Raw genomic sequence first — 25,690 nt, 5'->3', positions numbered from 1 at the left:
GCAGGGGCGCGATCAGTTCGCGCGGCCGAGGTACCGGCCGTCGCGGGTGTCGACCTTGAGCTTGTCGCCGGTGTTGACGAACAGCGGCACCTGGATCTGCGCGCCGGTCTCCAGGGTGGCGGGCTTGGTGCCACCCGTGGAGCGGTCGCCCTGCAGGCCCGGGTCGGTGTGCTCGACGACGAGCTCCAGCGTCACGGGCAGCTCGACGTACAGCGGCACGCCCTCGTGCACGGCGACGACGGCCTCGGTGTTCTCCAGCAGGTAGTCGGCGCCGCCGCCCACGGTCTCGGCCGGGACCGGGATCTGGTCGAACGTGTCGCCGTCCATGAAGACGAAGTCGGTGCCGTCCTTGTACAGGTACGTCATGTTCCGCTTGTCGACCGTGGCGGTCTCGACCTTGGTGCCGGCGTTGAAGGTCTTGTCGACGACCTTGCCCGAGAGCACGTTCTTGAGCGTCGTCCGGACGAACGCGCCGCCCTTGCCGGGCTTGACGTGCTGGAACTCGGTGACGGACCACAGCTGGCCGTCGAGGTTGAGGACCATGCCGTTCTTGAGGTCGTTGGTGGTAGCCATCTAGAGGACCAGCAGTTCCTTGCTCGTGAGGGTCAACAACTCGGGCGCGTCCGCCGTGACGACCAGCGTGTCCTCGATCCGGACACCGCCGTGGCCGGGCAGGTACACCCCGGGCTCCACGGTGACGGCCATGCCGGCGGCCAGCCTACCCGCGCCGAGCGGGCCGATGCCCGGCGCCTCGTGGATCTCCAGGCCCACCCCGTGCCCGAGACCGTGGGTGAAGTGGTCGGCGTGGCCGGCCGTGGCGATGACGTCGCGGGAGGCGGCGTCGACGGCGACGACGTCGGCCCCGACCGCCAGCGCCGCCCGCCCGGCGGCCTGCGCCTCGGCGACCAGCGCGTAGACCTCGCGCTGCCAGTCGGCGGCGTGCCCGAGCACCACGGTGCGGGTCATGTCGGAGTGGTAGCCGTCGACGGTGGCGCCGAAGTCGAGCTTCAGGAAGTCGCCCCCGGCGAGCACCGTGCGGTCGGGCCGGTGGTGCGGGATGGCGGAGTTCGCGCCGGTGGCCACGATCGTCTCGAACGACGGCGCCTCGGCACCCAGGGCGAGCATCCGGGCGTCGAGCTCGCGGCCGACCTCCAGCTCGGTGCGGCCCGGGCGCAGCGCGCCGTCGGCGGCCAGCTCGGCCAGCGCCTGGTCGGCCACCGCGCAGGCCCGGCGCAGCGCGTCGACCTCGTCGTCGTCCTTGACCGCGCGCAGCTCCTCGACGGCGCGCGCGACGCTGACCAGCTCGGGCACCGTGCCGCCGGCGGCGGCGTCGGTGAGCACCCGCTCCAGCTGCCGGTGGCCGTCGACGGTCACCTCGTGGCTCTCGTAGCCGAGCCGCCCGGCGCCGCGCGTGACCGCCTCGCGGGCCAGCGCCGGCACGGTGGCGCGGTCGACCAGCAGCTCGAGGTCGGGCACCTGGGTGCCGGCCTGGGTGGTGTAGCGGCCGTCGGTGCCGAACACGTCGCCGCCGTCGGTGCGCAGCAGCAGCCCCCCGTTGGAGCCGGTGAACCCGGTCAGGTAGCGCACGTTGAGCAGGTTGGTGACCAGGACGGCGTCGAGGCCGCGCTCGGCGGCCGTGGCCCGCAGCCGCTCCCGGCGCTCGGCGGCGCGCCCGGTCACCGGTGGCCCCGCAGCGACATCCACTGCAGCGCGAGCACGTAGCCCTCGACGCCGAGGCCGGCGATCACGCCGTCGGCCACGGCGGAGACGTAGGAGTGGTGCCGGAACGGCTCCCGCTTGTGCACGTTGCTGATGTGCACCTCCACCAGCGGCGACTGCAGCGCGGCCAGGGCGTCGTGCAGGGCGATCGACGTGTGCGACCAGGCGGCCGGGTTCAGGATCACCGGGTCGCGGGCGTCGGTGGCCTCGTGCACCCAGCGGAGCATCTCGGCCTCGTCGTCGGTCTGCCGGACCCGGACCTCCATGCCGAGCTCGCGGCCCGCCGTCTCGAGGAGGTCGACGAGCTGGGCGTACGTCGTCGGGCCGTAGACCTCCGGCTCGCGGGTGCCGAGCCGCCCGAGGTTGGGCCCGTTGAGCACCTGGATCGTCACTGTTCCTCCGCAACCGCGGCCCACGCCGCGTCCAGCCATGCCTGCTCGGGGTCGGTCAGGATCGTCGGGTTGCCGATCCCGTCGAGGACGACGAAGCGCAGCGTCGCGCCGCGGGCCTTCTTGTCCACCCGCATCACCGCCTGCAGCGCCGCCCAGTCGCCGCGGTAGGTGGTGGGCAGGCCCATCGCCGCCACCAGCTCGCGGTGCCGGTCGGCCTCGGCGCGGGTCAGCGTGCCGGCCTGGGCGCCGAGCTCGGCGGCGAAGACCAGGCCGACGGCGACCGCCTCGCCGTGCCGCCAGCCGAAGTCCTCGACCCGCTCGATGGCGTGGCCGAGGGTGTGCCCGTAGTTGAGGTACTCGCGGACGCCGGTGTCGAAGAGGTCCTGGCCCACCGCGTCGGCCTTCACCCGCACCGCGCGCTCGACGAGCTCCTCGGTGTCACGGCGGCCGGTCGGGTCGGCGGCGAGCAGGTCGAGGATCGCGCCGTCGGCGATGAGGCCGCACTTGACCACCTCGGCCATGCCGGAGCGGAACTCCGCCTCGGGCAGCCCGGCGAGCACGTCGGTGTCGGCGAGCACGCCGGCCGGCGGGTGGAACGCGCCGACGAGGTTCTTGCCCGCCCCGGTGTTGATGCCGGTCTTGCCGCCGACCGCGGCGTCGACCATGCCGAGCACGCTGGTGGGCAGGTGGACGACGCGGATGCCGCGGGTCCAGGTGGCGGCGAGGAAGCCGGCGAGGTCGGTGACCGCTCCCCCGCCCACGCCGACGACGGCGTCGGCGCGGGTGAGCCCGAGCCGGCCGAACTCCTCCCACGCGGCCGCGGCGACCTGCGCGGTCTTGGCGGCCTCGCCGTCGGGGACGACGACGGCCTCGGCGGCCACGCCGGCGGTCTGCAGCGTCTCGACGGCGGCCCCGGCCAGCGCGGCCAGCGGCGGGGCGTGCACGACGGCGGCCTTCGGCGTCCCGGCGAGCACGAGGCCGAGCTCGGCCTGCGCGCCGGCGCCGATGACGACGTCGTAGGGCCGCTCCCCCGCGACGGTCACGCGCCTCATCGGCCGGCTCCCGTGGGGAGGGCGGCGAGGACGTCGGCGACCACGTCGTCGGGGGTGCGGCCCCCGGTGGGCACGACCACGGTGGCGACCTCCGCGTAGAGGGGGGCGCGCTGCTCGAGCAGGGTGCGCAGCATCGCCCGGGGGTTGACGGCCAGCAGCGGGCGGTCGCGGGACAGCCCGGCGCGCTTGGCGGCCGCGGGCAGGTCGACGTCGAGGTGGACGACGGTGCCGCCCGCCCGGCCGTGCGCGACGAGCAGCGCGCGGCTGGCGGCGCTGAGCACGGCGCCGCCGCCGAGGGCGAGGACGCCGTCGTGCTCGGCGAGCGCGCGGGCGACCGCCTGCTCCTCGAGGTCGCGGAAGTGCTGCTCGCCGTGGGTGACGAACAGGTCGGCGACGCTCGTGCCGGTGCGCGCCTCGACGTCGGCGTCGGTGTCGCGGAACGGCAGGCCGAGCGCGGTGGCCACCGCCGTGCCGACGGTGGTCTTGCCCGACGCGGGCGGCCCGACCAGGACGAGGAGCGGCCCCGTCACCGGAACGGGAGCGCGTCGAGGTAGGTCTGCACGTTGCGGCGGGTCTCGGTCACCGAGTCGCCGCCGAACTTCTCCAGGACGGCGTCGGCGAGCACCAGCGCCACCATCGCCTCCATCACGACCGCCCCGCGCGGGACGGCGATCGCGTCGCTGCGCTGGTTGATCGCGACCGCGGCGTCGCCGGTGGCGACGTCGACGGTGGCCAGCGCCCGCGGCACGGTGGAGATCGGCTTCATGGCGGCGCGCACCCGCAGCACCTCGCCGTTGGTCATGCCGCCCTCGATGCCGCCGGCGCGGTCGGTGACCCGCCGCATCCGGCCGTCCTCGGGAACGATCTCGTCGTGGGCGACCGAGCCGCGGCGGCGCGCGGTCTCCAGGCCGTCGCCGACCTCGACCGCCTTCACCGACTGCACGCCCATGAGCGCACCGGCCAGGCGGGAGTCCAGGCGGCGGTCCCAGTGCACGTGGCTGCCCAGGCCCGGCGGCAGGCCGTGCACGACGACCTCGATGACGCCGCCGAGGGTGTCGCCGTTCTTCCGGGCGTCGTCGACCTCGGCGACCATCACCGCGCTGGTGGCCGGGTCGGCGCAGCGCACCGGGTCGTCGTCGATGCGCGGGTTGTCCTGCGGACCCGGGACGACGCCGTCGGGGACGGTCACCGGCCCGATCGCGACGACGTGGCTGACCACCTCGACGTCGAGCACCTGGCGCAGGAACGCCCGTGCGACGGCGCCGAGCGCGACGCGGGCGGCGGTCTCGCGGGCGCTGGCCCGCTCGAGCACCGGGCGGGCGTCGTCGAAGCCGTACTTCTGCATGCCGGCGAGGTCGGCGTGGCCGGGGCGCGGCCGGGTGAGCGGGGCGTTGCGGGCCTGCCCGGCGAGCACCTCGGGGTCGACCGGGTCGGGCGACATGACCGTCGTCCACTTGGGCCACTCGGTGTTGCCCACCTGGACGGCGATCGGGCCGCCCATGGTCACGCCGTGCCGGACGCCGCCGGTCAGGGTGACGGCGTCCTGCTCGAAGGACATCCGGGCGCCGCGGCCGTGGCCGAGGCGGCGGCGGGCGAGGTCGACGTCGAGGTCGGCGGTGGTGACCCGCACGCCGGCGGGCAGGCCCTCGAGGATGGCGGTGAGCTGCTGGCCGTGCGACTCACCGGCGGTCAGCCAGCGCAACATGCCGGCGATTCTGCCAGCCGGGCCGCGGCCCCCTGCCCGCGGCGGGGCACCGGACCCGGCTCAGGCCAGCGGTCCCTCCACCAGGAGGGCGAGGACGGCGCCGAGCAGCAGCGGCGGGCCGAACGCCACGGGGGTGCGCCAGCCCGCCCGGCCGGTGGCCACCAGCACCAGCGACAGGCCCGCGCCGGCCAGCAGGCCGAGGAACACCCCGGCGAGCAGGACGCCCCAGCCGGCCCAGCCCAGCAGCAGGCCGAGCAGCGCGAGCAGCTTGACGTCGCCGAGGCCGAGGCCGGAGGGGCCGGCCAGCGCGGCGAGCAGCGCGACCCCGCCGGCGACGGCCGCGGCGAGCAGCGCCCGCAGGAACGCCGGCCAGGTGCCGAGCAGCGCCGCGTCGGCGAGCAGCGCGGCCCCGCAGACGGCGGCCGCCGGGTAGGTGACCCGGTCGGGCAGCCGGTGGACGGCGAGGTCGACCTGGGCGAGGACGACGGCGGCGCCGGCGGCCCAGGCGTAGGCCAGGGTGGCGGGGCGGTCACCCCCGAGCAGGACCGCGCCGCACAGCAGGACGGCGAGCACCGCGGCGGTGGTCAGCGCGCGGGCGGGGGTCGGGCGGGCGGACGGCAGCCGGGTGGCCAGCCGGACCGCGGTGCGGGCCAGCAGCGGGCCGGTGGCGGCGGCGGCCAGCACGGCGAGGGCGAGCAGCGGGGACAGCGGGCTCAGCGGGCGTCCAGGGCGGCGCGCATGGGGCCGATCGGCGCCGGCTGCCCGGTCATGAGCTCCACCTGGACGGTGGCCTGCCAGAACAGCACCTCGAGGCCGCTGACCACGGTGGCGCCTGCGGACTGCGCCGCCGCGGCGACCGGGGTGGGCCACGGCGCGTAGAGCACGTCGAGCAGGGTCTGGCCGGACCGCCAGGAGAGCCCGCCGAGGTCGGGGTGCGCGCCGATCGGCACGGTGCTGACCACCACGGGCGCCTCGACCGGCCCGGGTGCGAGCGGCCGGACGGCGGCCTCGACGCCGAGGGTGCCGAGCACCCGGGCGACGTCGGCGGCGCGGGACGGCTCGCGCACGAGGACGTCGACGGTCTCCGCGCCGAGCTCGGCCAGCGCCACGGCCGCCGCGGCCGCCGTCCCGCCGGCGCCGACGATCGCCGCGTGCGCGACCCGCTCGACGCCGCCGACCTGCAGCGCCATCCCGACGCCGTGGACGTCGGTGTTCTCCGCCCGCCACCCGCCGCCGGTGTGCACCAGGGTGTTGGCCGCCCCGAGCAGGCGCGGCAGCGGCTCGACCTCGTCGGCCACGGCGACGGCGGCCTGCTTGCACGGCATGGTCACCGAGAAGCCGCGCCACTCCGGGCCGAGGCCGGCGAGCAGGTCGGGCAGGTCCTCGGCGCCGACGTCGAGGGCGTCGTAGGTCCAGCCGTCGAGACCGAGCGCGGCGTAGGCGGCCCGGTGCAGCAGCGGCGAGAGGGAGTGCCCGACCGGGCGGCCGAGGACGGCCGCCCGGCCGGCGGGACGATCTCCGGGCACCGGCCGGTCAGCCACCGCACCCGAGGCCGGCGTCGGCGCAGCGCTGCCGGGCGGCCATGAACTCCTCGTAGCTGGCGGTGAAGAAGTGCCGCCCGTCCTGCGACTCGAGGACGTAGTAGAGGAGGTCCCCGGTGCTCGGCGCGAGCGCCGCCTCGAGGCTCGCCTCGCCGGGCGAGCTGATCGGCGTGGGCACCAGCCCCGGCCGGGTGCGGGTGTTGTACGGGCCGTCGGTGCGCAGGTCGGTGACGGTGAGGTCGTTGCCGTTCTTGCCGAGCCCGTAGGCGAGCGTCGCGTCGATGCCGAGCGCGATGCCCTGGTTCAGCCGGTTGTAGACCACCTGCGCGACGTTCGGCCGCTCCTCGTCGAGCCGGGTCTCCGACTGGACCATCGAGGCGACGATCACCACGTCGTACACCGAGCGCCCGGCGGCGGCCGCCCGCTGCTCGAGCTGCATGTCGGCGGCGGTCTCGGTGAACCGGGAGACCATCGCGCGCAGCACGTCGGCCGCGGTGGTGTCGGGCTCGACGTCGTAGGTGGCCGGGAAGAGGAAGCCCTCGAGCTGGCCGTTGGCGTAGGCCGGCAGGCCGAGCGCCGCGGGTCCGGCGGCGGCCGCCTGCAGCTCCTCGATCGGCAGGCCGGTGGTCTCGGCGATGCGCTGCAGGGTGGCCGCGACGGTGAAGCCCTCGGGCACGGTGACCCGGGAGACCTGGCGGGCGGCCGGGTCGAGCAGCAGGTCGAGGGCGGCGGCGCCGCTCATCTCGGAGCGCAGGCTGTAGACGCCGGGCTGGATGCCCATGGCGGCGGGCTCGGTCTCGGCCGCCTCGACGAAGGGCGCGGCGGAGGCGATCACGCCGGCCTCGACGAGGGCCCGGGCGATGTCGCTGAGGGTGTCGCCCTCGCCGACGCGCACGTCGACCGTGCCGGTGCCCGAGCCGGCGAAGTCCTCGGCCTCGGGGTTGACCAGGCCGATCAGCGCGCGGCCGCCGAAGACGATGCCGGCGACGAGGGCGGCGAGCACGAGCAGCGCGACCAGGTTGGCCAGCGGGCTGCGCCGGCGCCGGCCGGTGCGGGTGCCGCGGCCGCCGCCGAGCACCGGGTGCTCGTCGGTCGCGGGGTGGTCGTGCTCGTCGTGGTGGTCGTCGTGGTGCGGGTCGTGGTGCGGGTCGTCGTGGTGCTGCTCGTCGCGGCGGCCGCGCCGTCCGCGGCGGCGCTCCTCGCGGCCGCCCGCACCGAGGACGTCCAGGCCGCCGGTGGCGTCGTCGTCCTCGTGGTGGTCGTGGTGGTGGTCGACGTGGTGGGGGTCGTCGTGGGAGCCCCCGTGCGCGTCGGCGAGCGGGTGGGCCTCGGTGGGCGCGTCGGCCTCGTGCGGGACCACGGCCGCGACGGTGGCGTCGGGGTCGGCGTCGGGGCGCTTCGACAGCCGCGACCACGCGCCCTGCGGGCGGGGCGGCAGGCCCTCGGTGCCCGGGCCGGGGCGGGCGCCGCCGGACAGGGGGCCGGTGCGGTCGTCGCCGGAGGAGGCCGCGGGGATCTCGCCGCGGGACGGGTCACCGTCGGGGGCGGCGTGCCGGCCAGCGGTCACCGGGTAGGGGTCGCGGTCGAGCAGGGAGGCGCCGCGGGCGGTGCCGCCGGGCCGCTGGGCGGACGGACCCACGGGCAGCCAGGTGGTGGCGGGCCCGACGCCGGCGTGCGGCGCGGGCCAGCCGGCGGCGGCGGTCCCGCCGACACCGTCGGACACCGGCCGGCCCCGCCCGTAGGGCGGGACCGGCGGGGTCATGAGCGCCCCCGCTGGGAGTCGAGATAGGCCTGGAGGATGACCACGGCGGCGGCCTGGTCGATCACGGGGCGCTGGGCGCGGCTGTCGAGCCCGTTCGCCCGCAGGGAACTGGCTGCGGTCACGGTGGAGAGCCTCTCGTCGACGAGGTGCACGGGCACGCTGCCGATGCGCCCGGCGAGTGACCGAGAGTAGGCACGCGCTTCCCGCGCGGAGGCGCCCGACGCACCCGACAGGTGCCTCGGCTCCCCCACGATCACCTCTGTCACCTCGTGCTCCTCCACGAGGGCGACGATGCGGTCCAGGTCACCGCCGTCCCGCCGCCGCTCGACGGTCTCCAGCGGGCTCGCGAGCGTGCCCGTCGGGTCCGAGAGCGCGACGCCGATCCGCACCGTGCCGACGTCGAGGCCGAGCCGGCGGCCCTGCCGGGTGCGGCGCGGCGGCAGGGGCAGCCCGGCGGGCAGGCCCTGCGAGAGGTCGATCTCGGTGGTCTCGTTGCGCACCGGCGGGAAGCCGGCGCGCAGGTCGATCTGCTCGGTGCGGTGGTGCACCGGCGGCTGCGGAGGGGCCTGCCGGGGGCGCGACGGCGGCACCGCCGGGCGGCCCTGCTGGCGCCGCTCGCTCACGTCACCGGTCTCGTCGGGGCGCTGCTCGGGCACTCCGGTCACCTCCCTGCGGCGGTCACGACCGCCTGTTCGCCCGCCTGGAGAGCGGCGGGGATGCCGCTGGGGTCCGTGCCGCCGCCCTGCGCGACGTCGGCCTTGCCGCCGCCACGGCCCCCGACCAGCGGGGTGGCCGCCTTCACCAGGTCCCCCGCCGAGAGACCGCGCGCCTGCGCGGCCGGGGTCAGCGCGGCGACCACAGCCACCTTGCCCCCGGCCTCGGAGGCGAGCAAGACGACACCCGGGCGCTCGCCGAGCCGCCCGCGGACGTCGAGGGCGAGGGTGCGCAGGTCGCCGCCGGCCAGCCCCGCGGGCGCCGCGGTGACGACGGCGACCCCGCCGACGTCGCGGGCGTCGGCGGCCAGCTGGCCGGCCGCCGCCTTGGTCTGCGCGGCGCGCAGCTCGGCGATCTCCCGCTCGGCGTCGCGCAGCCGGGACAGGACGCCGCCGACGCGGTCGACCAGCCCGTCGGTGGGCGACTTGAGCAGCTCGCCGAGCTGGCGGACCAGGTCGCGCTCGCGCGCGAGGTAGCGGAAGCCCTCGAGGCCGACGACGGCCTCGACGCGGCGGGCGCCCGACCCGACCGAGGACTCGCCCGTCAACGCCAGCGTGCCGATCTGCGCGCTGCCGGACACGTGGGTGCCACCGCAGAGCTCGCGCGACCACGGGCCGCCGATCTCCACGACGCGCACCGACTCGCCGTAGGTCTCACCGAACAGCGCCAGCGCCCCGATCGCCTGGGCTTCCGGCAACGTCATGTAGTCGGCGCGCACCCGGTGGTCGGCGCGGACCGCGGCGTTGGCGACGTCCTCGATGTCGGACCGCTGCTGCTGGCTGAGCGCGCCCTGCCAGGCGAAGTCCAGCCGCAGGTAGCCGGGCCGGTTGTAGGAGCCCGACTGCAGCGCCTGCGGGCCGAGCACCTGGCGCAGCGCCGCGTGCACGACGTGCGTGCCCGAGTGCGCCTGACAGGCCGACAGCCGCCACTCGCGGTCGACCTCGGCGGTGAGCTCGGCGCCGTCGCGCAGCGCGCCCTCGAGCACCCGGACCTGGTGCACGACGAGGCCCTTGACCGGGCGCTGCACGTCGAGCACCTCGGCGCGGCCGCCGTCCCAGGTCAGCGTGCCGGCGTCGGCCACCTGGCCGCCGGACTCGGCGTAGAAGGGCGTGCGGTCGAGGACCACGCGCACGACCTCGCCCTCGCCGGCCTCGGCCGGGCCGCCGTCCTCGCCGTCGAGCTCGGCCACGACGCCGAGCACCCGGGAGTCGGTGCGCAGGGTGTCGTAGGCCCGCCAGTCGGTGGGCCCGTGCTCGGCGAGCAGGCGGCGGTAGGCCAGGACGTCGACCGAGCCGGTGCGCTTGGCGCGGGCGTCGGCGCGGGCGCGGTCGCGCTGCTGCTGCATGAGCGCGCGGAAGCCGGCCTCGTCGACGGTCACGCCCTGCTCGGCGGCCATCTCGAGGGTGACGTCGATCGGGAAGCCGTAGGTGTCGTGCAGCGAGAACGCCTGCTCGCCCGACAGCGCCGGGGTGCCGGCGGCCTTGGCCTGCGCCACGGCGGTGTCGAACAGCGCCGTGCCGGAGGTGAGGGTGCGCCGGAAGGCCTCCTCCTCGGCGTAGGCGACCGCGCTGATCCGGTCGAAGTCGGTGACCAGCTCGGGGTAGCTCGCGCCCATCGCGTCGCGGGAGACCGGCAGCAGCTCGGGCAGGGTGGCGGTGTCGACGCCGAGCAGCCGCATCGAGCGGACGGCGCGGCGCAGCAGCCGGCGCAGGATGTACCCGCGGCCCTCGTTGCCGGGCGTGATGCCGTCGCCGATGAGCATCAGGCCGCTGCGGACGTGGTCGGCGACGACGCGCAGCCGGACGTCGGTGTCGTGGTCCTTGCCGTAGGTGACGCCGGCGAGCTCGGCGCCGCGGCGCAGCACCGGCGACACCTCGTCGATCTCGTACAGGTTGTCGACGCCCTGCAGCAGGAAGGCCACCCGCTCCAGGCCCATGCCGGTGTCGATGTTCTTCTTCGGCAGCTCGCCGACGATCCGGAAGTCCTCCTTGCTCCGGACGTCGGTGAGCTCGTACTGCATGAAGACGAGGTTCCAGATCTCCAGGAACCGGTCACCGGCCGTGTCGACCAGCGGGCCGCCGTCGGGGCCGTACGCCGGGCCGCGGTCGAAGTAGATCTCCGAACACGGGCCGCCGGGGCCGTCGGCGCCGGTGTGCCAGTAGTTGTCCTTCTTGCCCAGGCGCTGGATGCGGTCCTTCGGCAGCCCGGCGATGCGGTGCCAGGCCTCGGCGGCCTCGTCGTCGTCGAGGTAGACGGTCACCCAGATGCGGTCGGGGTCGAAGCCCAGCCCGCCGTCGGCGACGGGGCCGGTCACCAGCTCCCACGCGTGCTGGATCGCCCCCTCCTTGAAGTAGTCGCCGAAGGAGAAGTTGCCGTTCATCTGGAAGAACGTGCCGTGGCGGGTGGTCTTGCCCACCTCCTCGATGTCGAGGGTGCGCACGCACTTCTGCACGCTGGTGGCCCGCGGGAACGGCGCGGGCTCGCGGCCGGTCAGGTACGGGATGAACGGCACCATCCCGGCGACGGTGAACAGCAGGGACGGGTCCGGGGACACCAGCGAGGCGCTCGGGACGACGGTGTGGCCGCGCTGCTCGAAGTGCTGCAGGAAGCGGCGGCGGATCTCGGCGGTCTGCATGGCCTACTCGGTGCTCGGGGCGGGGCGGTCCCCGCGGGGGTGGGTGCGGCTCAGCGGTCGGCCGCGTGGGCGCCACGCCGGCCGGATGGGCGGCCGGAGGGCCGGCCGGGCAGCTGCAGCTGGGTGGTGTCGCGCTCGGGCAGCGGCGCGTCGAGGCCGGTGCCGGAGCGCAGCTCCTCCTCGCGGGCCGCGGCCGCGGCGCGCACGTCGGCGCCGAAGTCGCCGATCGCGTCGGCGAGGTCGCGCAGGCCCTCGGCGATCGAGGCGCCGATGCCCGCGGGGGTCATCTTCTCGGCGGCGCGGGACAGCTTGCGGACGACGAGGGCGCCGATGGTGATGCCCATCGCCAGCCAGAACAGCCGGCGCATCAGGCGGCCCGCCGGGCGGCACGGCGCGCACGCCGGTCGGCCTTGTCCCGGGCGGCGGCCTCGGCGATCGCCTGGCCCTCGCGGCGCTTCTTCGTGGCGCTGCGCACGCCGTAGCTGAACGCGGCGACCTTGATCAGCGGGCTGCCCACGGTGGCGGCGACGACGCTGGTCAGCGCGGCCACGTTGCTCGACACGTTGGCCGCGTTGCCGGTGATGTCGTCGACCCGCTCGAGGTTGCTGTTGACCTGGGCGATCGTCGTCTGGGCCTGGCCGAGGATCGGCTGGCTCTGCTCGCGGACCTGCCGGATGGTCAGCGTCGCCTCGTCGAGGGTGCGGCCGAGCTTCAGCAGCGGGACGGCCAGCAGCACCACCAGCAGCACCAGCGCCAGGGCGGCGATCAGTCCGGCCCACTCTCCTGCGGACACGCGGCGTCTCCTCTTCTCCGTCGGCGGCCGGGAGGGTCGCCTCCCGGCGGGGCAACAGTAGTCGCGGCCCCCGGCGGTCAGCGGGCGCGGCGGACGATCGCGCGCAGCTTGGCCAGCCGGGCGCCGATGCCGGCCTCGACCCCGCGGCCGGTGGGCCGGTAGTAGTCGCGCCCGACCAGCGCGTCGGGCGGGTACTGCTGCGGCACGATCCCGTCGGGCGCGTCGTGCGGGTAGACGTAGGTCTTCCCGTGGCCGAGCTTCTTGGCCCCGCCGTAGTGGGCGTCGCGCAGACCGGGCGGCACCGGCCCGCCGAGGCCGGCCCGGACGTCGGCCACCGACTCGGAGATCGCCACCGTGACGGCGTTGGACTTGGGCGCCGTGGCCAGGTGGACGACGGCGTGCGCGAGCGGGAAGTGCCCCTCGGGCATGCCGATGAAGGCGACGGCGTCGGCCGCGGCGACGGCGGTCTGCAGCGCCGTCGGGTCGGCCATGCCGATGTCCTCGCTGGCGGAGATGACCAGCCGGCGGGCGATGAAGCGCGGGTCCTCCCCCGCCACCACCATCCGCGCCAGGTAGTGCAGCGCGGCGTCGACGTCGCTGCCGCGGATCGACTTGATCAGCGCGCTGGCGACGTCGTAGTGCATGTCGCCCTGCCGGTCGTACCGGACGGCGGCCTGGGCGACGGCGGTCTCCAGCGTGGCGAGGTCGATCTCGCTCGCACCCGCGGCCCGCGCCGCGCCCGCGCCGGACTCCAGCGCGGTGAGCGCCTTGCGCCCGTCGCCGCCGGCGACGCGGACCAGGTGCTCCTCGGCCTCCGCGGACAGCGTCACCGCGCCGTCGAGCCCGCGATCGCTGGTAAGCGCGCGGCGCAGCAGCGTGCGCACGTCGTCGTCGGACAGCGGCTGCAGCGCGAGCACCAGGCTGCGGGACAGCAGCGGGCTGACGACGGAGAAGAACGGGTTCTCCGTGGTGGCCGCGATCAGGCTGACGATCCGGTCCTCGACCGCGGACAGCAGGCTGTCCTGCTGGGTCTTGGAGAACCGGTGCACCTCGTCGATGAACAGCACGGTGCGCCGGCCGCCGTAGGTGAGCTCGCGCTTGGCGCTGGTGATGACCGCGCGGACCTCCTTCACCCCGGCGTCCAGCGCGGACAGCTGCACGAACTGGCGCTTGGTGGCCAGCGAGATGACGTGCGCGAGCGTGGTCTTGCCGGTGCCGGGCGGGCCGTAGAGGACCAGCGACATCGGCTCGTCGGCCTCGACCAGGCGGCGCAGCGGCGCCCGCGGGCCGAGCAGGTGGGACTGGCCGACGACCTCGTCGAGCGAGCGCGGACGCATCCGCACCGCCAGCGGGGCGCCCGGGTCGACGACGTCGTCCCCCGCCTCCGCGGGCTCGTCGAACAGGCTCGTCACGCTTGTCGACGCTACCCGCGGGGCACGACAGCCCCGTGCAGCAGCGACGCATCGGAGACCAGACCGTCAGTGCCATCGGACTCGGGGCCATGCCCCTGTCCACGAAGACCGACCGGCCCTCGCGCGAGGACGCCGTCGCGGTGGTCCACGCCGCGCTCGACGCCGGCGTGACCCTGATCGACACCGCCGACGCCTACGCCCGCGACGAGTCGGAGTTCGGCCACAACGAGTCCCTCGTCGCCGAGGCGCTGTCCTCGTACGGGGGCGACACGTCCGGCGTGCTCGTGGCGACCAAGGGCGGGCACACCCGCGAGGGCAGCGACTGGCTGCTCGACGGGTCGCCCGCCTACCTGCGGCGGGCCTGCGAGGCGTCGCTGCGGCGCCTCGGCGTCGACACGATCGACCTGTACCAGTACCACCGGCCCGACCCGGAGACGCCGTGGGAGGACTCGATGGGCGCGCTGCGGCAGCTCGCCGACGACGGCCTCGTGCGGATGGTGGGCATCTCCAACGCCGACGTCGCGCAGATCGACGTCGCCCGCTCGATCGTGGGCCCGGCGCTGGTGAGCGTGCAGAACCAGTTCTCGCCGGGGTGGCGGCACTCCGCCGACGAGCTCGCGCACTGCGCCGGGCACGGGCTGGCGTTCATCCCGTGGAGCCCGTTCGGCGGGGTGACGGCGGCCGGCTCGCTCGACGCGACGGCGCCGGCGTTCGCGGAGGTGGCGTCCGAGCTCGGCGTCTCGGTGTACCAAGTGACGCTCGCCTGGCACCTCGCGCAGGCCGACGTCGTGCTGCCCATCCCGGGGGCGTCGCGGCCGGCGTCGATCCAGGACTCCGCCGCCGCGACCCACGTGCAGCTGACCCCGGAGCACCTGGCCCGCCTGGACGCCTGAGGGGCGCTCCCCGCGTTGATCATCGGGTGCGTGCACGACACCGCACGGGACACGCCGCGGGAGCGTGCACGCGTCCGATGATCACGGCCGGACGCGGTCCCGTGCACAGGTGAGCCGCCCGTCCACAGCCGCGGCCGCGACCGGCCCGCCTCCGCGGCACCGCCCGACGGTGGCCGGATGGAACCCCTGGACCTCGGGTCGAGCTGGACGTGGCGGGACGCGCGGGCCCGCGGAGCCACCCGCCGGCAGATCGCGGCGGGCGGGGAGGAACTCACCCGCGGCCTCTACCTCTCCCGGGCGGCCCTGGACTCACTCGTGGCGCGCTGCCGCGCGTGGACCCGGCTGCTCCCGCCCGACGCCGCCTTCGGCCTGGAGACGGCGGCCGCCCTGTACGGCGCACACACTGACCCTCCACCTGAGGTCCAGGTCGTGCTGCGACCACGGCCCGTCCTGCCGCAGCGCAGAGGCCTCGTGGTCGCGGTGCGCGACCTCCGGGCACCGGACGTCGTCGAGGCCGGGGGCCTGCGGATCACGTCCGGTGCGCAGACCTTCCTCGACCTGGCGACGGGGCTGCGCGCGCCCGAGCTCGTGGCGGTGGGTGACGCGCTGCTGCGCTCCGGCCGGCTTACCCCCGCCGCCCTCGCCGAGCGCCTCGAGCGGGCCGACCGCGTGCGCGGCGTCCGGCAGGCGCGGCGGTGCGCGGTCCTCCTCGACGGCCGCGCGATGTCCCGTCCCGAGAGCCTGGTGCGCTACTGGCTGGCGACGAGCGACCTGCCCGCGCCGGAGGTGCAGCTGCCGATCTGCGACCGGCGGGGCCGGGTGGTGGCGCACGCCGACCTGGGTTGGACGAGGTACCGCGTGGCGGTCGAGTACGAGGGCCGGCAGCACGCCGACGCCGACCGGTTCGGCAGGGACGTCGACCGCTACTCGCTCATGGCCGCCGACGGCTGGCTGGTGCTGCGGTTCGCGGCCCGCCACCTCGCCGGCCCGGCCGTGGTGGTCGAGCGGTCGAGGGGCGCGCTGCTCAGCCGCGGCTGGCGTCCGGGCGCCCCGGCGCGTTGATCATCGGATGCGTGCACGCGACACGCGCCGACACGCCGCCGGGGCGTGCACGCAGCCGATGATCAACTTCCGGCGCCACCCCTCAGCGGCCGAGGACCTCGCGCAGGGCCGCCAGCACCAGGGCCACCTTGTCCGGCGCCGCGTTCGGGCCCATCAGGCCGATCCGCCACACCGTCGCCGCGTACGCGCCGACGCCGCCGCCGATCTCCAGGTCGTAGCGCTCGAGCAGCTCCTTGCGCACCGCCGCGGAGTCGACACCCTCGGGCACCCGCACGGTGGTCAGCTCCGGCAGCCGGTGCCCGTCGGCGGCGAACAGCTCCAGGCCCATCTCCTGCAGGCCCTCGTGCAGCAGCCGGCCGGCCTCGGCGTGCCGGGCGTGCACCGCCTCCAGCCCCTCGTCGAGCAGCCGGCCGAGCCCCGCGTGCAGCGACACGACCATCCCGGTCGGCGCCGTGTGGTGGTAGGTGCGGCCACCGGAGCCGGCCGCCTCCCCCGCGTAGCCGCCGAGCATGCCGAGGTCGAGGTACCAGCTGCGCGGCTTCTCGATCCGCCGCTCCCACGCCCGGTCGGAGATGGTGAACGGCGCGAGGCCGGGCGCGACACCCAGGCACTTCTGCGAGCCGGAGTAGGCGAGGTCGACGCCCCACTCGTCCAGCCGCACCGGGATGCCGCCGAGCGAGGTCACGCAGTCGGCCAGCAGCAGCGCGTCGCCCTTGCCGGCGGCCAGCGGCTCGAGGTCCGAGCGCACCCCGGTCGAGGTCTCCGCGTGCACCGCGGCGATCAGCTTCGGCGAGGGGTGCGCCTCCAGCACGCGCGCGGCGTCGACCGGCTGCCCCCACTCGTGGTCGACCCGCACCACCTCGGCGCCGCAGCGGGAGGCGACGTCGACCATCCGCTCGCCGAACAGCCCGTTGACCGCCACGACGACGACGTCGCCCGGGCCCACCGTGTTGACGAAGGACGCCTCCATGCCCGCCGACCCGGTGGCCGACAGCGGCAGCGTGCGGCGGTTCGCGGTGCCGAACACCGTCCGCAGCCGCTCGGAGGTCTCGTCGAGGATCCCGAGGAACACCGGGTCCAGGTGCCCGAGCAGCGGCTGCGCCAGCGCGACCGCCGCCTCCGGGTAGGGGTTCGAGGGGCCGGGTCCGAGCAGGGTGCGGGCGCGCAGCGGCATGCCCGGCACGCTACCGAGCAGCGAGGATCACCACATGACCGACGAGCCCGGCGCGCTGCGCCGCGAGGAGGCCGCCGCGATGTGGGCGGCGTACACCGCGCAGCGGCCGGGCGGAGGCCCGCCCGAGGACGAACCGCCCGTCGAGCGCTTCGGCGACGGCCGCGCGCTCGCCGACGAGCTGATCGGGCTGGTCCTCACCGGGACCAAGCGAGCCACCGCCGGCCTGGTCGCCGACTTCGCGCACGACGGCGAGCCGCTGCCCCGCATCGGCGGGCACTGGGTCGCCTGCGACGGCGACGGGCGCCCGCGAGCTGTCCTGCGCAGCACCGAGCTGCGGGTCGGCCGCCTCGACAGCGTCGACGACGCCTTCGCCTGGGACGAGGGCGAGGGCGACCGCACGCGGGAGGGCTGGCTCGCCGGCCACCTCCGCTACTTCACCCGCACCCTGGCCGCACGGGGCGAGCGCTGGGACGACGGCCTCGAGGTCGTCTTCGAGCGGTTCCGGGTGGTCTGGCCACCCGAGGTGGCCGACCGGGCCGACCGGGCCGACCGGGCCGGCTGAGTCAGCCGGCCCGGCCGGGGGTCACGTCGAGGGGTCGCTCGGCCCCGGGGCGCCGGGCTCGCCGGGCAGCGCCGGCTCCTCCGCCACCGCGTCGATACCGGCCTCCTTGCGCTGCGCGTCCGTGATCGGCGTCGGCGCGCCGGTCAGCGGGTCGTAGCCGGCGCCGGTCTTCGGGAACGCGATGACCTCGCGGATCGAGTCGACGCCGGCCAGCAGCGCGGTGAGCCGGTCCCACCCGAGCGCGGCACCGGCGTGCGGCGGCGGGCCGTAGGCGAACGCCTCGAGGAAGAACCCGAACCGGTCACGGGCCTCCTCGCGGGACATGCCGAGGGTCTCGAACACCCGCTCCTGCAGCTCGGGGTCGGCGATCCGGACCGACCCGCTGGCCAGCTCGTTGCCGTTGACCACCAGGTCGTAGGCGTCCGACAGCGCGTTCGCCTTGTCGTCGGCGAAGCGGTCCCGCCACTCGGGGGTGGGCGAGGTGAACGGGTGGTGCATGAACGTCCAGTCGCCGTCCTCGGTCTCCTCGAACATCGGGAAGTCGACGACGAACAGGAACGACCAGGAACCCGGCTCGATGAGCTCCAGCCGCTTGGCGATCTCGTTGCGCGCGGCGCCGAGCAGCTCCTGCGAGGACCGGCGCGGGCCCGCGGCGAAGAACACGCAGTCGCCGGGCGAGGCGCCGACGGCCTCGACCAGGCCCGCGCGCTCGGCGTCGGAGATGTTCTTCGCCACCGGCCCGCCGAGGGTGCCGTCCTCGCCGACGGTCACGTAGGCCAGGCCCCGGTAGCCGCGCGAGCGGGCCCAGTCCTGCCAGGCGTCGAACGCGCGCCGCGGCTGCGACCCGCCGCCGGGCATGACCACCGCGCCCACGTAGGGCGCCTGGAACACCCGGAACGGGGTGTCGGCGAAGTACGACGTCAGCTCGGTGAGCTCGACGCCGAAGCGCAGGTCGGGCTTGTCCGACCCGAACCGGTCCATCGCCTCGCGGTAGGTCATCCGCGGGATCCCGGGCACGTCGTAGGAGGCGAGCTCGCGCCACAGCGCCCGCACGACGTCCTCGACGATCGCGAGCACGTCGTCGCGCTCGACGAAGCTCATCTCGAAGTCGAGCTGGGTGAACTCCGGCTGCCGGTCGGCGCGGAAGTCCTCGTCCCGGAAGCAGCGGGCGATCTGGTAGTAGCGCTCCAGCCCGCCGATCATCAGCAGCTGCTTGAACAGCTGCGGGGACTGCGGCAGCGCGTACCACTTGCCCGGCTGCAGCCGCACCGGCACGAGGAAGTCGCGCGCGCCCTCGGGCGTGGAGCGGGTCAGGTCCGGCGTCTCCACCTCGGTGAACCCGTGCCCGGCCATCACGCCGCGGGCGACCCGGTTGATCTCGCTGCGCAGCCGCAGGATCCGCGCCGGGCCCTGCCGCCGCAGGTCGAGGTAGCGGTACTTGTAGCGGACGTCGTCGCCGGCGGCGACGTCGGTCTCGATCGGGAACGGCAGCGGCGCCGACGGCGACAGCACCCGCAGCTCGGCCGCGGCCACCTCGATCTCGCCGGTGGGCAGCTCGGGGTTCTCGTTGCCCGCCGGCCGCTGCCGGACCTCGCCGGTGACGAGCACGCAGAACTCGTTGCGGAGGGCGTGCGCCTCCTCCTCGCGGACGACGACCTGGACGTAGCCCGAGGCGTCGCGCAGGTCGACGAAGACGACGCCGCCGTGGTCGCGCCGGCGGGCCACCCAGCCGGCGAGGGTGACGGTGGAGCCGGCGTCGGCCGCGCGCAGCGTGCCGGCGTCGTGGGTGCGGAGCACTAGAGGGCCTCTCTCAGGGGGTGGGTCACCAGCGGTCGTGCACGTGCTGACGGATGCGCTCGTCGTAGAGGCGCTCGAGGTCGGCGAGCTCGGCGTCGGTCAGCGCCGGGAGGTCGGCGGCCGCGGCGTTCGAGCGGGCCTGCTCCACCGAGCGGGCCCCGGGGATGACGCAGGTGACGCCGGGCTGCTGGACCACCCAGCGCAGCGCGACCTGGGCCGGCGAGCGGTCGCCGCAGATCGCGGTGAACTCGCGCGCGGCGGCCACGCCGACCTCGTAGGGCACGCCGGCGAAGGTCTCGCCGACGTCGAAGGCCTCGCCCTGGCGGTTGTAGTTGCGGTGGTCGTCGGCGCCGAACGTCGTCGACTCGTCGTACTTGCCCGACAGCAGGCCGCTGGCCAGCGGCACGCGGGCCAGGATCCCGACGCCGGCCGCGGCGGCCGCGGGCAGCAGCTCCTCCAGCGGCTTGCGGCGGAACACGTTGAGGATCACCTGGATGGTCTGCACGCCGGGGTGCTCGAGCGCCGTCAGGCCCTCCGCGACGGTCTCCACCGAGACGCCGTAGGCGGCGATCGCGCCGTCGGCGACCATCGCGTCGAGCGCGTCGTAGACCCGCTGGTCGGAGTAGACCGCGGTGGGCGGGCAGTGCAGCTGGACGAGGTCGAGGGTCTCGACGCCGAGGTTGCGCCGCGACCGGTCGACCCACGCCCGCAGGTTCTCCGGGGTGTACTGCGCGGCCTCGAACGGGTCGGCGCGGCGGCCGGCCTTGGTGGCCACGAACGGCCGGTCGGACCGGGCGGCCAGCGCCTTGCGGATGCGCTCCTCGCTGCGGCCGTCGCCGTAGACGTCGGCCGTGTCGAGCAGGGTCACGCCGGCGTCGAGGGCGGCGTCGAGCACGTCGCCCGCAGTCACCTCGTCGACGTCGCCCCAGTCGCCGCCCAGCTGCCAGGTGCCCAGGCCGACGACGCCGACGTCGGCGCCGGTCCGTCCGAGGGGTCGGGTCTCCATCAGTTGTCTCCCACTTCCTGGGTCACGGCGGTCCGCAGCGCCTCGAACAGGTTCCCCACGGGGACGGCGCGTTGCTCCCCCGTGCGCAGGTCCTTCAGCTGGCCGACGCCCTCGGCCAGGTCGCGCTCGCCGATCACGACCGCGTGCGTGGCACCCGACCGGTCGGCGGCCTTCATGGCGCCCTTGAGCCCGCGGTCGCCGTAGACGGTGTCCGCGGACACCCCGGCCTGCCGCAGCTGCCCGACCAGCCGGACCGCCAGCCGCTTGGCCTCCGCGCCCAGCGGGACGACGAACGCCTGCACCCCGGCGGTCGCGCCGACATCGAGGCCCTCGGCCTGCACGGCGAGCAGGGTCCGGTCGACGCCGACGGCGTAGCCGATGCCGCTCACGTCGGGCCCGCCGAGCGCCGCCGAGAGCCCGTCGTAGCGCCCGCCGCCGCCGATCGCCGACTGCGCGCCGAGGCCGTGGTGGACGAACTCGAACGTCGTCTTCGTGTAGTAGTCCAGCCCGCGCACCAGCCTGGGCGCCTCGGTCCAGGACACGCCGAGGTCGGTGAGGTGCTGGCGCACGGCGTCGTAGTGCGCCCTGGTGGAGTCCGACAGGTGGTCGACCATCAGCGGGGCGTCGTCGAGCTGGGCCTGCACCTCGGGCCGCTTGTCGTCGAGCACGCGCAGCGGGTTGATCTCCGCCCGGCGGCGCGTCTCCTCGTCGAGGTCGAGCTTCTCCAGGTAGGCGACGAGCAGCTCGCGGTACTGCGGGCGGCAGGTGGCGTCGCCGAGCGAGGTGAGCAGCAGCTCGAAGTCGCGCAGGCCGAGGTCGCGGAAGCCCTGCACCGCGAGCGCCACCACCTCGGCGTCCAGCGCGGGGTCGTCGACGCCGAGGGCCTCCATGTCGACCTGCGTGAAGTGCCGGTAGCGGCCGGCCTGCGGGCGCTCGTAGCGGAAGGCCGACCCCACGGTCCACAGCTTCACCGGCAGCGCGCCGGTGTGCAGCCGGTGCTCGATGAACGCGCGCATGAGCCCGGCGGTGAGCTCGGGGCGCAGCGTGAGCGAGCGGCCGCCGCGGTCGGCGAAGGTGTACATCTCCTTCGTCACGACGTCGGTGGACTCCCCCACCCCGCGGCTGAAGACGGCGGTCTCCTCGAACACCGGCGTCTCGACGTAGCCGTAGCCGGCCCGCCGCAGCGGCGCGGTGAGGGTGTCGCGGACGGCGAGGAAACGCGCGGAGTCCGGCGGCAGGACGTCGAACGTGCCCTTCGGGGCGGTCAGGCCGCTCACAGTCCACGGCCCTTCGGCGCGGTCCCGGCTCCGGCGGCGGCCTCGGCCAGGTAGGGGTTGGTGGCCCGCTCGCGGCCGATCGTCGTCGCCGGGCCGTGGCCGGGCAGCACGACGGTCTCGTCGTCGAGCGGCAGCACCACCTCGCGCAGCGAGGTGAGCATCGCGTCCCAGGAGCCGCCGGGCAGGTCCACCCGGCCGACCGACCCGGCGAACAGCACGTCGCCGGCGAGCAGACCGGGGGCCTCCCCGAGGTCGAGGGAGAAGACGACGGAGCCCTGCGTGTGCCCGGGCGCGTGGCGGACGGTCAGCTCGACGCCGGCCAGCGAGAGGACCGCGCCGTCGTCAAGCGGGCGGACGTCGGCCGGGTCGGGCAGCCGCACGCCGGTGAGCAGCGGGGCCAGCGCCGGGCCGTGCCAGCGGGCCGGGTCGGCGAGCATCCCGCTGTCGTCGGGGTGCAGGTAGGCGGGGATGTCATAGCCGTCGCACACGGGCAGGACGGAGAACGTGTGGTCGAGGTGGCCGTGCGTGAGCACGACGGCGACCGGCTTGAGCCCGTCCTCGGCCAGCATGCGGGCCAGCGGCTCGACCGCGTCCATGCCGGGGTCGACGACGACGCACTCCGACCGCGGCCCCGTGGCGACGGCGTAGCAGTTGGTGCCGAAGGCGCCGGCCGGGAACGAGCGGATGAGCACCCGTGCAGGTTACGCGGGTGATCGTGGCCGCTCCGGTCCGGCAACCGGGCGCCCACAGGCGCGCCACCTACACTCGCGGACCGACCAGCGGGGAGACCGCGGACCGCGGCCGAGGCCGGATCTGCGCCCCCGCCGCGCAGCCGTCCGTCCGAGGAGTGTCCGACCCGTGCCCACCAACAAGCAGCGGCGGGTTGCCGCGCAGCGGCGCCTGCAGAAGCAGCTCGAGCGCCGCGCCGAGCTGGCCCGCAAGCGCCGCCGCAACCTGCTCGTCGTCGTCACCGTCGTCGCCGTCGCGGTGGTGGCCGGCGCGGTGGCGCTGTTCGCCGGCATCGGCGGCGGCGACGACCCGGACACCGCGGCGGCCACCGGCACCAGCACCAGCGCCGCCCCGGAGGCCACCGCCGCCCCGGCGACGACGAACGCCGACGGCACGGTCACGTGCACCTACGCGCCCGACACCTCGGGCAACCCGAACCTCACCGAGGCCGGCACCCCGCCCGACCCGGCCGCGACGCCGGCCAGCGGCACCGTGGCGCTGCTCATGAGCACCGACCAGGGCGAGATCCCGCTGACCCTCGACCGGGCCAAGGCGCCGTGCGCGGCGGCGAGCTTCGCGTACCTCGCCTCGCAGCAGTTCTTCGACGGCAGCCCCTGCCACCGCGAGGTCAACCAGCCGACCTTCGGCGTGCTGCAGTGCGGCGACCCGACCGGCACCGGCTCCGGCGGCCCGACCTACAAGTTCGCCGAGGAGGTCACGCCGGAGACGACCTACCCACGCGGCACGATCGCCATGGCCAACAGCGGCACCCCGGGCTCCACCGGCAGCCAGTTCTTCCTCTGCTTCGTCGACACCCAGCTCTCGCCGGACTACACCGCCGTCGGCACCGTCGACGAGGCGGGCCTGGCCGTGCTCGACACCATCGCCGCGGCCGGCAACGACGGCTCGTTCGAGCCCAGCCCGGGCGGCGGCGCGCCCAACCTCCCGGTGACCATCCAGACGATGACCGTCGTCGGATGAGCCGCCGGCTGCGCGCCGGGCTGCTCGCCGGCGCGCTGGTGCCCCTGGCCGCCGCGTGCGGGGGCGACGTGTCCGGGTCCGCCGCGCCCGCCTCCACCGGGGGCGGGGGCGGCGGCACGGGCGCCGGCCCGACGGGGGCGACGGCGGCCTGCGAGTGGGTCGCCGCCCGGTCGGGCAACCCCTACGCCGTGGACGTCGCCCCGCCCGGGGCCCGGGTGCCCGCGGAGGGGACCGTGACGCTGCGCATGGCGACGTCGCTCGGCGAGATCGGCCTGGTCCTCGACCGGGCCGGCGCCCCGTGCGCCGCGGCCAGCACGCTGCACCTGGCGGAGGAGGGCTTCTTCGACGGCTCGGCCTGCCACCGCGAGGTCGACGGCGGCGGCCTGCAGGTGCTGCAGTGCGGCGACCCGACCGGCACCGGCGCGGGCGGGCCCACCTACGCGTTCGCCACCGACGTCGACGGCGACGAGACCTATCCGCGCGGCACGATCGCGATGGCCAACAGCGGCCAGGGCCTCGACGGCAGCCAGTTCTTCCTCGTGTGGGGCGACAGCCTGCTCTCCCCCGACTACACGGTGGTCGGCACGGTCGACGACGCCGGGCTCGCGGTGCTCGACGCGGTCGCCGCCAACGGCAACGACGGCTCGCTGGACCCCTCCCCCGGCGGCGGCGCCCCGACCGTCCCGGTGACCATCACCTCGATGGCGCCCGTCGGGTGACCGCCCGCCCGGACCCCTACGCGGGGTTCCCCGAGGGGTTCTTCGACCGCGCCGACGAGCGGCCCGACGCGGAGTTCTACGGCCCGCCGCGGCTGGTCACCCACATCGACGACGGCGCGATCGCCGCGGTCGGCGGCCTCTACGCCGAGCTCGGCATCGACGGGTCGGCCCCGGCGCCCACCCGGGTGCTGGACCTCATGTCGTCGTGGGTGTCGCACTTCCGCACCCCGCCGGCGGAGCTGGTCGTGCTCGGCATGAACGCCGCCGAGCTGGCCGCCAACACCGCCGCCACCGAGCAGGTGGTGCACGACCTCAACGCCGACCCGCGGCTGCCGCTGCCTGACGGCGACGTCGACGCGGCGGTGTGCTGCGTGTCGATCGACTACCTGACCCGGCCGGTCGAGGTGCTCGCCGAGGTGGGCCGGGTGCTGCGCCCCGGCGGCGTGCTCGCGGTGACGTTCTCCAACCGCTGCTTCCCCACCAAGGCGGTGCGGGGCTGGCTGGCCACCTCCGACGAGCAGCACGGCGCCCTGGTGGCCGAGCTGATCCGGCGCAGCGGCGCCTTCGGCGAGCCCGCGGTGTCCCTGCGCACCCCGCCGGGCCCGGGCGACCCGCTCTGGGCCGTGGTGGCGCACCGGGCCTGAGGCCCGTCAGAACAGGTCGTCGACCTCGACGTCGACGGCGGCGACCGGCAGCCCGAACGCCGCCTCGGCCACGCCGGTGACGCGGGTGCGCACCGCCTCGACCAGCGGCGGCAGCGGCAGCCCGGCGCGCGCGGCGACGGTCAGCGCCACCCGCAACTCCCCGTCGGCGACGGCGGCCCGGCAGGTGCCGGCGCGGACGTCGCCGAGCTCGTCGACGGCGGCGAGGAGCAGCCGGGTGACCGTCCGCTCGGACACCTCGACACGCGCCCCCGGCTCGGCCGACAGGACCAGCGCGCCCGGCACCCGGGGCTCGGCCCGGACGACCGCCATGACGCGCTCGACCATCGCCGGCGGCGCCTGGAGCGCGGCGTCCTCCGCCCGGGCGGCGCGGGTGGCCGCGGAGAGCGGGTCGTCGGGCGGCGGAGCCCCGCCGGCGTCGGTCAGCGCCATGCCGACATCGCCTCCGCGAGGTCGGCGCGGGCGCGGGCCAGCCGGCCGCGGACCGCCGCCGGGCTGGAGCCGACGGCCGCGGCGATCTCCTCGTAGCTGCGGTCGTGCAGCTCGCGCAGCACCCACACCGCGCGCTGCTCGGGGGTCAGCCCGTCGAGCGCGGCCCGCAGCGCGCGGACGCCCGCCGCGGCCTCGGCGACCCGGGCGGGCGACCCGGCCGGCCGGGCGTCGGGCAGCCGCTCGAGGTCCTCGGCGGGCACGCTGCGGCGGTCGCGCAGCCGGTTGAGGCAGCGGTTGGTGGTGGTGCGGTACAGCCAGCCGCCCACGGCGTCGCCGTCGCGCAGGTCGGGCAGCCGGCGCCAGGCGGTGACGAAGACGTCCTGCACCACGTCCTCCGCCTCCTGCCGGTCGGCCAGCATCCGCACCGCCAGCCGGTACAGGACTGTCTGGTATCTCAGCACGAGTTGCTCGAACGCGCCGGTGTCCCCGGCTCGCGCCTCCGTCACCAGGACCGCGTCGGGGACGGGCTGCTCCGGCTCGGCGGCGCTCACGGAGGGTCCTGGGGCACCGCGTCACCGTGCCAGCGGCCCGGGGTGCGGGCCCGCCGGGCCGCCGGCCCGTGGGGTTCCGGGCCTCAGTGGCGGCGGATAGCCTCCTGCTCCGACTCCCCC

The 25,690-nt window shown here is 75.9% G+C and carries 27 protein-coding genes; 6 read left to right on the top strand and 21 right to left on the bottom strand.

The features are described from left to right. Nucleotides 1–12: 12 nt before the first annotated feature. The 14 genes from efp to ACI78R_RS14680 all read right to left on the bottom strand — a co-directional run bounded on the left by efp (nt 13) and on the right by ACI78R_RS14680 (nt 13,725). Nucleotides 13–573, bottom strand: a complete 561-nt coding sequence (gene efp, locus ACI78R_RS14745; protein WP_073422548.1) for an elongation factor P — start codon at nt 571–573, stop codon at nt 13–15. Beyond that, the gene (locus ACI78R_RS14740) at nt 574–1,680 is read right to left on the bottom strand and encodes a M24 family metallopeptidase (RefSeq protein ID WP_457041257.1); all 1,107 of its coding nucleotides are present in this window, start codon (nt 1,678–1,680) and stop codon (nt 574–576) included. It abuts the gene before it with no gap. Further along, a complete protein-coding gene (gene aroQ, locus ACI78R_RS14735) occupies nt 1,677–2,111 on the bottom strand; it encodes a type II 3-dehydroquinate dehydratase (protein ID WP_073422550.1) in 435 nt (144 codons plus the stop codon). Before aroQ ends, ACI78R_RS14740 begins: the two co-directional genes overlap by 4 nt. Beyond that, nucleotides 2,108–3,163 (bottom strand): 3-dehydroquinate synthase, encoded by a 1,056-nt coding sequence (aroB, locus tag ACI78R_RS14730; RefSeq protein WP_336029489.1) that lies wholly within the window; start codon nt 3,161–3,163, stop codon nt 2,108–2,110. The genes aroQ and aroB overlap by 4 nt, the downstream gene beginning before the upstream one ends. Further along, entirely contained in the window at nt 3,160–3,693 is a 534-nt protein-coding gene (locus ACI78R_RS14725) for a shikimate kinase (RefSeq protein ID WP_457041256.1), read from the bottom strand. Before ACI78R_RS14725 ends, aroB begins: the two co-directional genes overlap by 4 nt. Continuing rightward, complete coding sequence (aroC, locus tag ACI78R_RS14720) at nt 3,690–4,868, bottom strand: chorismate synthase (RefSeq protein ID WP_457041255.1); 1,179 nt, start codon at nt 4,866–4,868, stop codon at nt 3,690–3,692. The genes ACI78R_RS14725 and aroC overlap by 4 nt, the downstream gene beginning before the upstream one ends. Nucleotides 4,869–4,928: 60 nt before the next feature. After that, complete coding sequence (locus ACI78R_RS14715) at nt 4,929–5,552, bottom strand: prepilin peptidase (protein ID WP_457041254.1); 624 nt, start codon at nt 5,550–5,552, stop codon at nt 4,929–4,931. 29 nt (nt 5,553–5,581) lie between these two features. Then, entirely contained in the window at nt 5,582–6,394 is an 813-nt protein-coding gene (locus tag ACI78R_RS14710) for a shikimate dehydrogenase (RefSeq protein ID WP_457041253.1), read from the bottom strand. A 7-nt stretch (nt 6,395–6,401) separates the two neighbouring features. Next, nucleotides 6,402–8,171: an endolytic transglycosylase MltG gene (gene mltG, locus ACI78R_RS14705; protein ID WP_457041252.1), complete on the bottom strand. Its 1,770-nt coding sequence runs from the start codon at nt 8,169–8,171 to the stop codon at nt 6,402–6,404. Continuing rightward, entirely contained in the window at nt 8,168–8,827 is a 660-nt protein-coding gene (gene ruvX, locus ACI78R_RS14700) for a Holliday junction resolvase RuvX (protein WP_217651351.1), read from the bottom strand. The genes mltG and ruvX overlap by 4 nt, the downstream gene beginning before the upstream one ends. 5 nt (nt 8,828–8,832) lie before the next feature. Beyond that, entirely contained in the window at nt 8,833–11,520 is a 2,688-nt protein-coding gene (gene alaS, locus ACI78R_RS14695; RefSeq protein WP_457041251.1) for an alanine--tRNA ligase, read from the bottom strand. A 50-nt stretch (nt 11,521–11,570) separates the two neighbouring features. After that, a complete protein-coding gene (locus tag ACI78R_RS14690; RefSeq protein ID WP_457041250.1) occupies nt 11,571–11,888 on the bottom strand; it encodes a hypothetical protein in 318 nt (105 codons plus the stop codon). After that, nucleotides 11,888–12,313: a DUF948 domain-containing protein gene (locus ACI78R_RS14685; RefSeq protein ID WP_073422557.1), complete on the bottom strand. Its 426-nt coding sequence runs from the start codon at nt 12,311–12,313 to the stop codon at nt 11,888–11,890. The genes ACI78R_RS14690 and ACI78R_RS14685 overlap by 1 nt, the downstream gene beginning before the upstream one ends. Nucleotides 12,314–12,390: 77 nt before the next feature. Continuing rightward, the gene (locus ACI78R_RS14680) at nt 12,391–13,725 is read right to left on the bottom strand and encodes a replication-associated recombination protein A (RefSeq protein WP_073422558.1); all 1,335 of its coding nucleotides are present in this window, start codon (nt 13,723–13,725) and stop codon (nt 12,391–12,393) included. Between the two features lie 35 nt (nt 13,726–13,760). Between ACI78R_RS14680 and ACI78R_RS14675 the strand changes: the two genes are divergently transcribed. Together ACI78R_RS14675 and ACI78R_RS14670 are read left to right on the top strand one after the other, a co-directional pair. Further along, nucleotides 13,761–14,618 carry an aldo/keto reductase gene (locus tag ACI78R_RS14675; protein ID WP_457041249.1) on the top strand — a complete coding sequence of 286 codons (858 nt, stop codon included), beginning with the start codon at nt 13,761–13,763 and terminating at the stop codon, nt 14,616–14,618. 177 nt (nt 14,619–14,795) lie between these two features. Further along, complete coding sequence (locus ACI78R_RS14670; protein ID WP_457041248.1) at nt 14,796–15,680, top strand: type IV toxin-antitoxin system AbiEi family antitoxin; 885 nt, start codon at nt 14,796–14,798, stop codon at nt 15,678–15,680. 82 nt (nt 15,681–15,762) lie between these two features. Here ACI78R_RS14670 and ACI78R_RS14665 read toward each other — a convergent pair whose 3' ends face one another. Then, nucleotides 15,763–16,854 (bottom strand): pyridoxal-phosphate-dependent aminotransferase family protein, encoded by a 1,092-nt coding sequence (locus tag ACI78R_RS14665; RefSeq protein ID WP_073422637.1) that lies wholly within the window; start codon nt 16,852–16,854, stop codon nt 15,763–15,765. Nucleotides 16,855–16,888: 34 nt separating this feature from the next. Between ACI78R_RS14665 and ACI78R_RS14660 the strand changes: the two genes are divergently transcribed. After that, on the top strand, nt 16,889–17,416 hold the full coding sequence (locus ACI78R_RS14660) for an ASCH domain-containing protein (protein WP_457041247.1): 528 nt from the start codon (nt 16,889–16,891) through the stop codon (nt 17,414–17,416). A 21-nt stretch (nt 17,417–17,437) separates the two neighbouring features. Here the strand turns inward: ACI78R_RS14660 and aspS are convergent, their stop codons facing one another. Genes aspS through ACI78R_RS14640 form a run of 4 tightly spaced genes read right to left on the bottom strand, consistent with a single transcriptional unit; the run spans nt 17,438 to nt 22,188 of the window. Further along, a complete protein-coding gene (gene aspS, locus ACI78R_RS14655; RefSeq protein WP_457041246.1) occupies nt 17,438–19,213 on the bottom strand; it encodes an aspartate--tRNA ligase in 1,776 nt (591 codons plus the stop codon). Nucleotides 19,214–19,238: 25 nt separating this feature from the next. Continuing rightward, the gene (locus tag ACI78R_RS14650; protein ID WP_457041245.1) at nt 19,239–20,219 is read right to left on the bottom strand and encodes an aldo/keto reductase; all 981 of its coding nucleotides are present in this window, start codon (nt 20,217–20,219) and stop codon (nt 19,239–19,241) included. After that, nucleotides 20,219–21,496 carry a histidine--tRNA ligase gene (hisS, locus tag ACI78R_RS14645; RefSeq protein ID WP_457041244.1) on the bottom strand — a complete coding sequence of 426 codons (1,278 nt, stop codon included), beginning with the start codon at nt 21,494–21,496 and terminating at the stop codon, nt 20,219–20,221. The genes ACI78R_RS14650 and hisS overlap by 1 nt, the downstream gene beginning before the upstream one ends. Continuing rightward, a complete protein-coding gene (locus ACI78R_RS14640; RefSeq protein ID WP_073422565.1) occupies nt 21,493–22,188 on the bottom strand; it encodes an MBL fold metallo-hydrolase in 696 nt (231 codons plus the stop codon). Before ACI78R_RS14640 ends, hisS begins: the two co-directional genes overlap by 4 nt. A gap of 166 nt (nt 22,189–22,354) precedes the next feature. On the opposite strand from ACI78R_RS14640, the gene ACI78R_RS14635 reads away from it, so the two are divergent. Genes ACI78R_RS14635 through ACI78R_RS14625 form a run of 3 tightly spaced genes read left to right on the top strand, consistent with a single transcriptional unit; the run spans nt 22,355 to nt 24,569 of the window. Continuing rightward, a complete protein-coding gene (locus tag ACI78R_RS14635; protein WP_457041243.1) occupies nt 22,355–23,206 on the top strand; it encodes a peptidylprolyl isomerase in 852 nt (283 codons plus the stop codon). Next, nucleotides 23,203–23,925, top strand: coding sequence for a peptidylprolyl isomerase (locus ACI78R_RS14630; protein ID WP_457041242.1), 723 nt, complete (start codon nt 23,203–23,205; stop codon nt 23,923–23,925). The genes ACI78R_RS14635 and ACI78R_RS14630 overlap by 4 nt, the downstream gene beginning before the upstream one ends. Then, nucleotides 23,922–24,569, top strand: coding sequence for a class I SAM-dependent methyltransferase (locus tag ACI78R_RS14625; protein ID WP_457041241.1), 648 nt, complete (start codon nt 23,922–23,924; stop codon nt 24,567–24,569). Before ACI78R_RS14630 ends, ACI78R_RS14625 begins: the two co-directional genes overlap by 4 nt. A gap of 6 nt (nt 24,570–24,575) precedes the next feature. On the opposite strand, the gene ACI78R_RS14620 is transcribed toward ACI78R_RS14625, so the two are convergent. Together ACI78R_RS14620 and ACI78R_RS14615 are read right to left on the bottom strand one after the other, a co-directional pair. After that, a complete protein-coding gene (locus ACI78R_RS14620; protein WP_457041240.1) occupies nt 24,576–25,019 on the bottom strand; it encodes a hypothetical protein in 444 nt (147 codons plus the stop codon). After that, the gene (locus ACI78R_RS14615) at nt 25,010–25,570 is read right to left on the bottom strand and encodes an RNA polymerase sigma factor (protein WP_457041239.1); all 561 of its coding nucleotides are present in this window, start codon (nt 25,568–25,570) and stop codon (nt 25,010–25,012) included. The genes ACI78R_RS14620 and ACI78R_RS14615 overlap by 10 nt, the downstream gene beginning before the upstream one ends. Nucleotides 25,571–25,690 lie beyond the last annotated feature (120 nt).

The sequence above is a fragment of the Geodermatophilus sp. SYSU D01106 genome (genome assembly GCF_054049995.1).
This window is presented reverse-complemented; position numbering and strand designations above follow the sequence as displayed.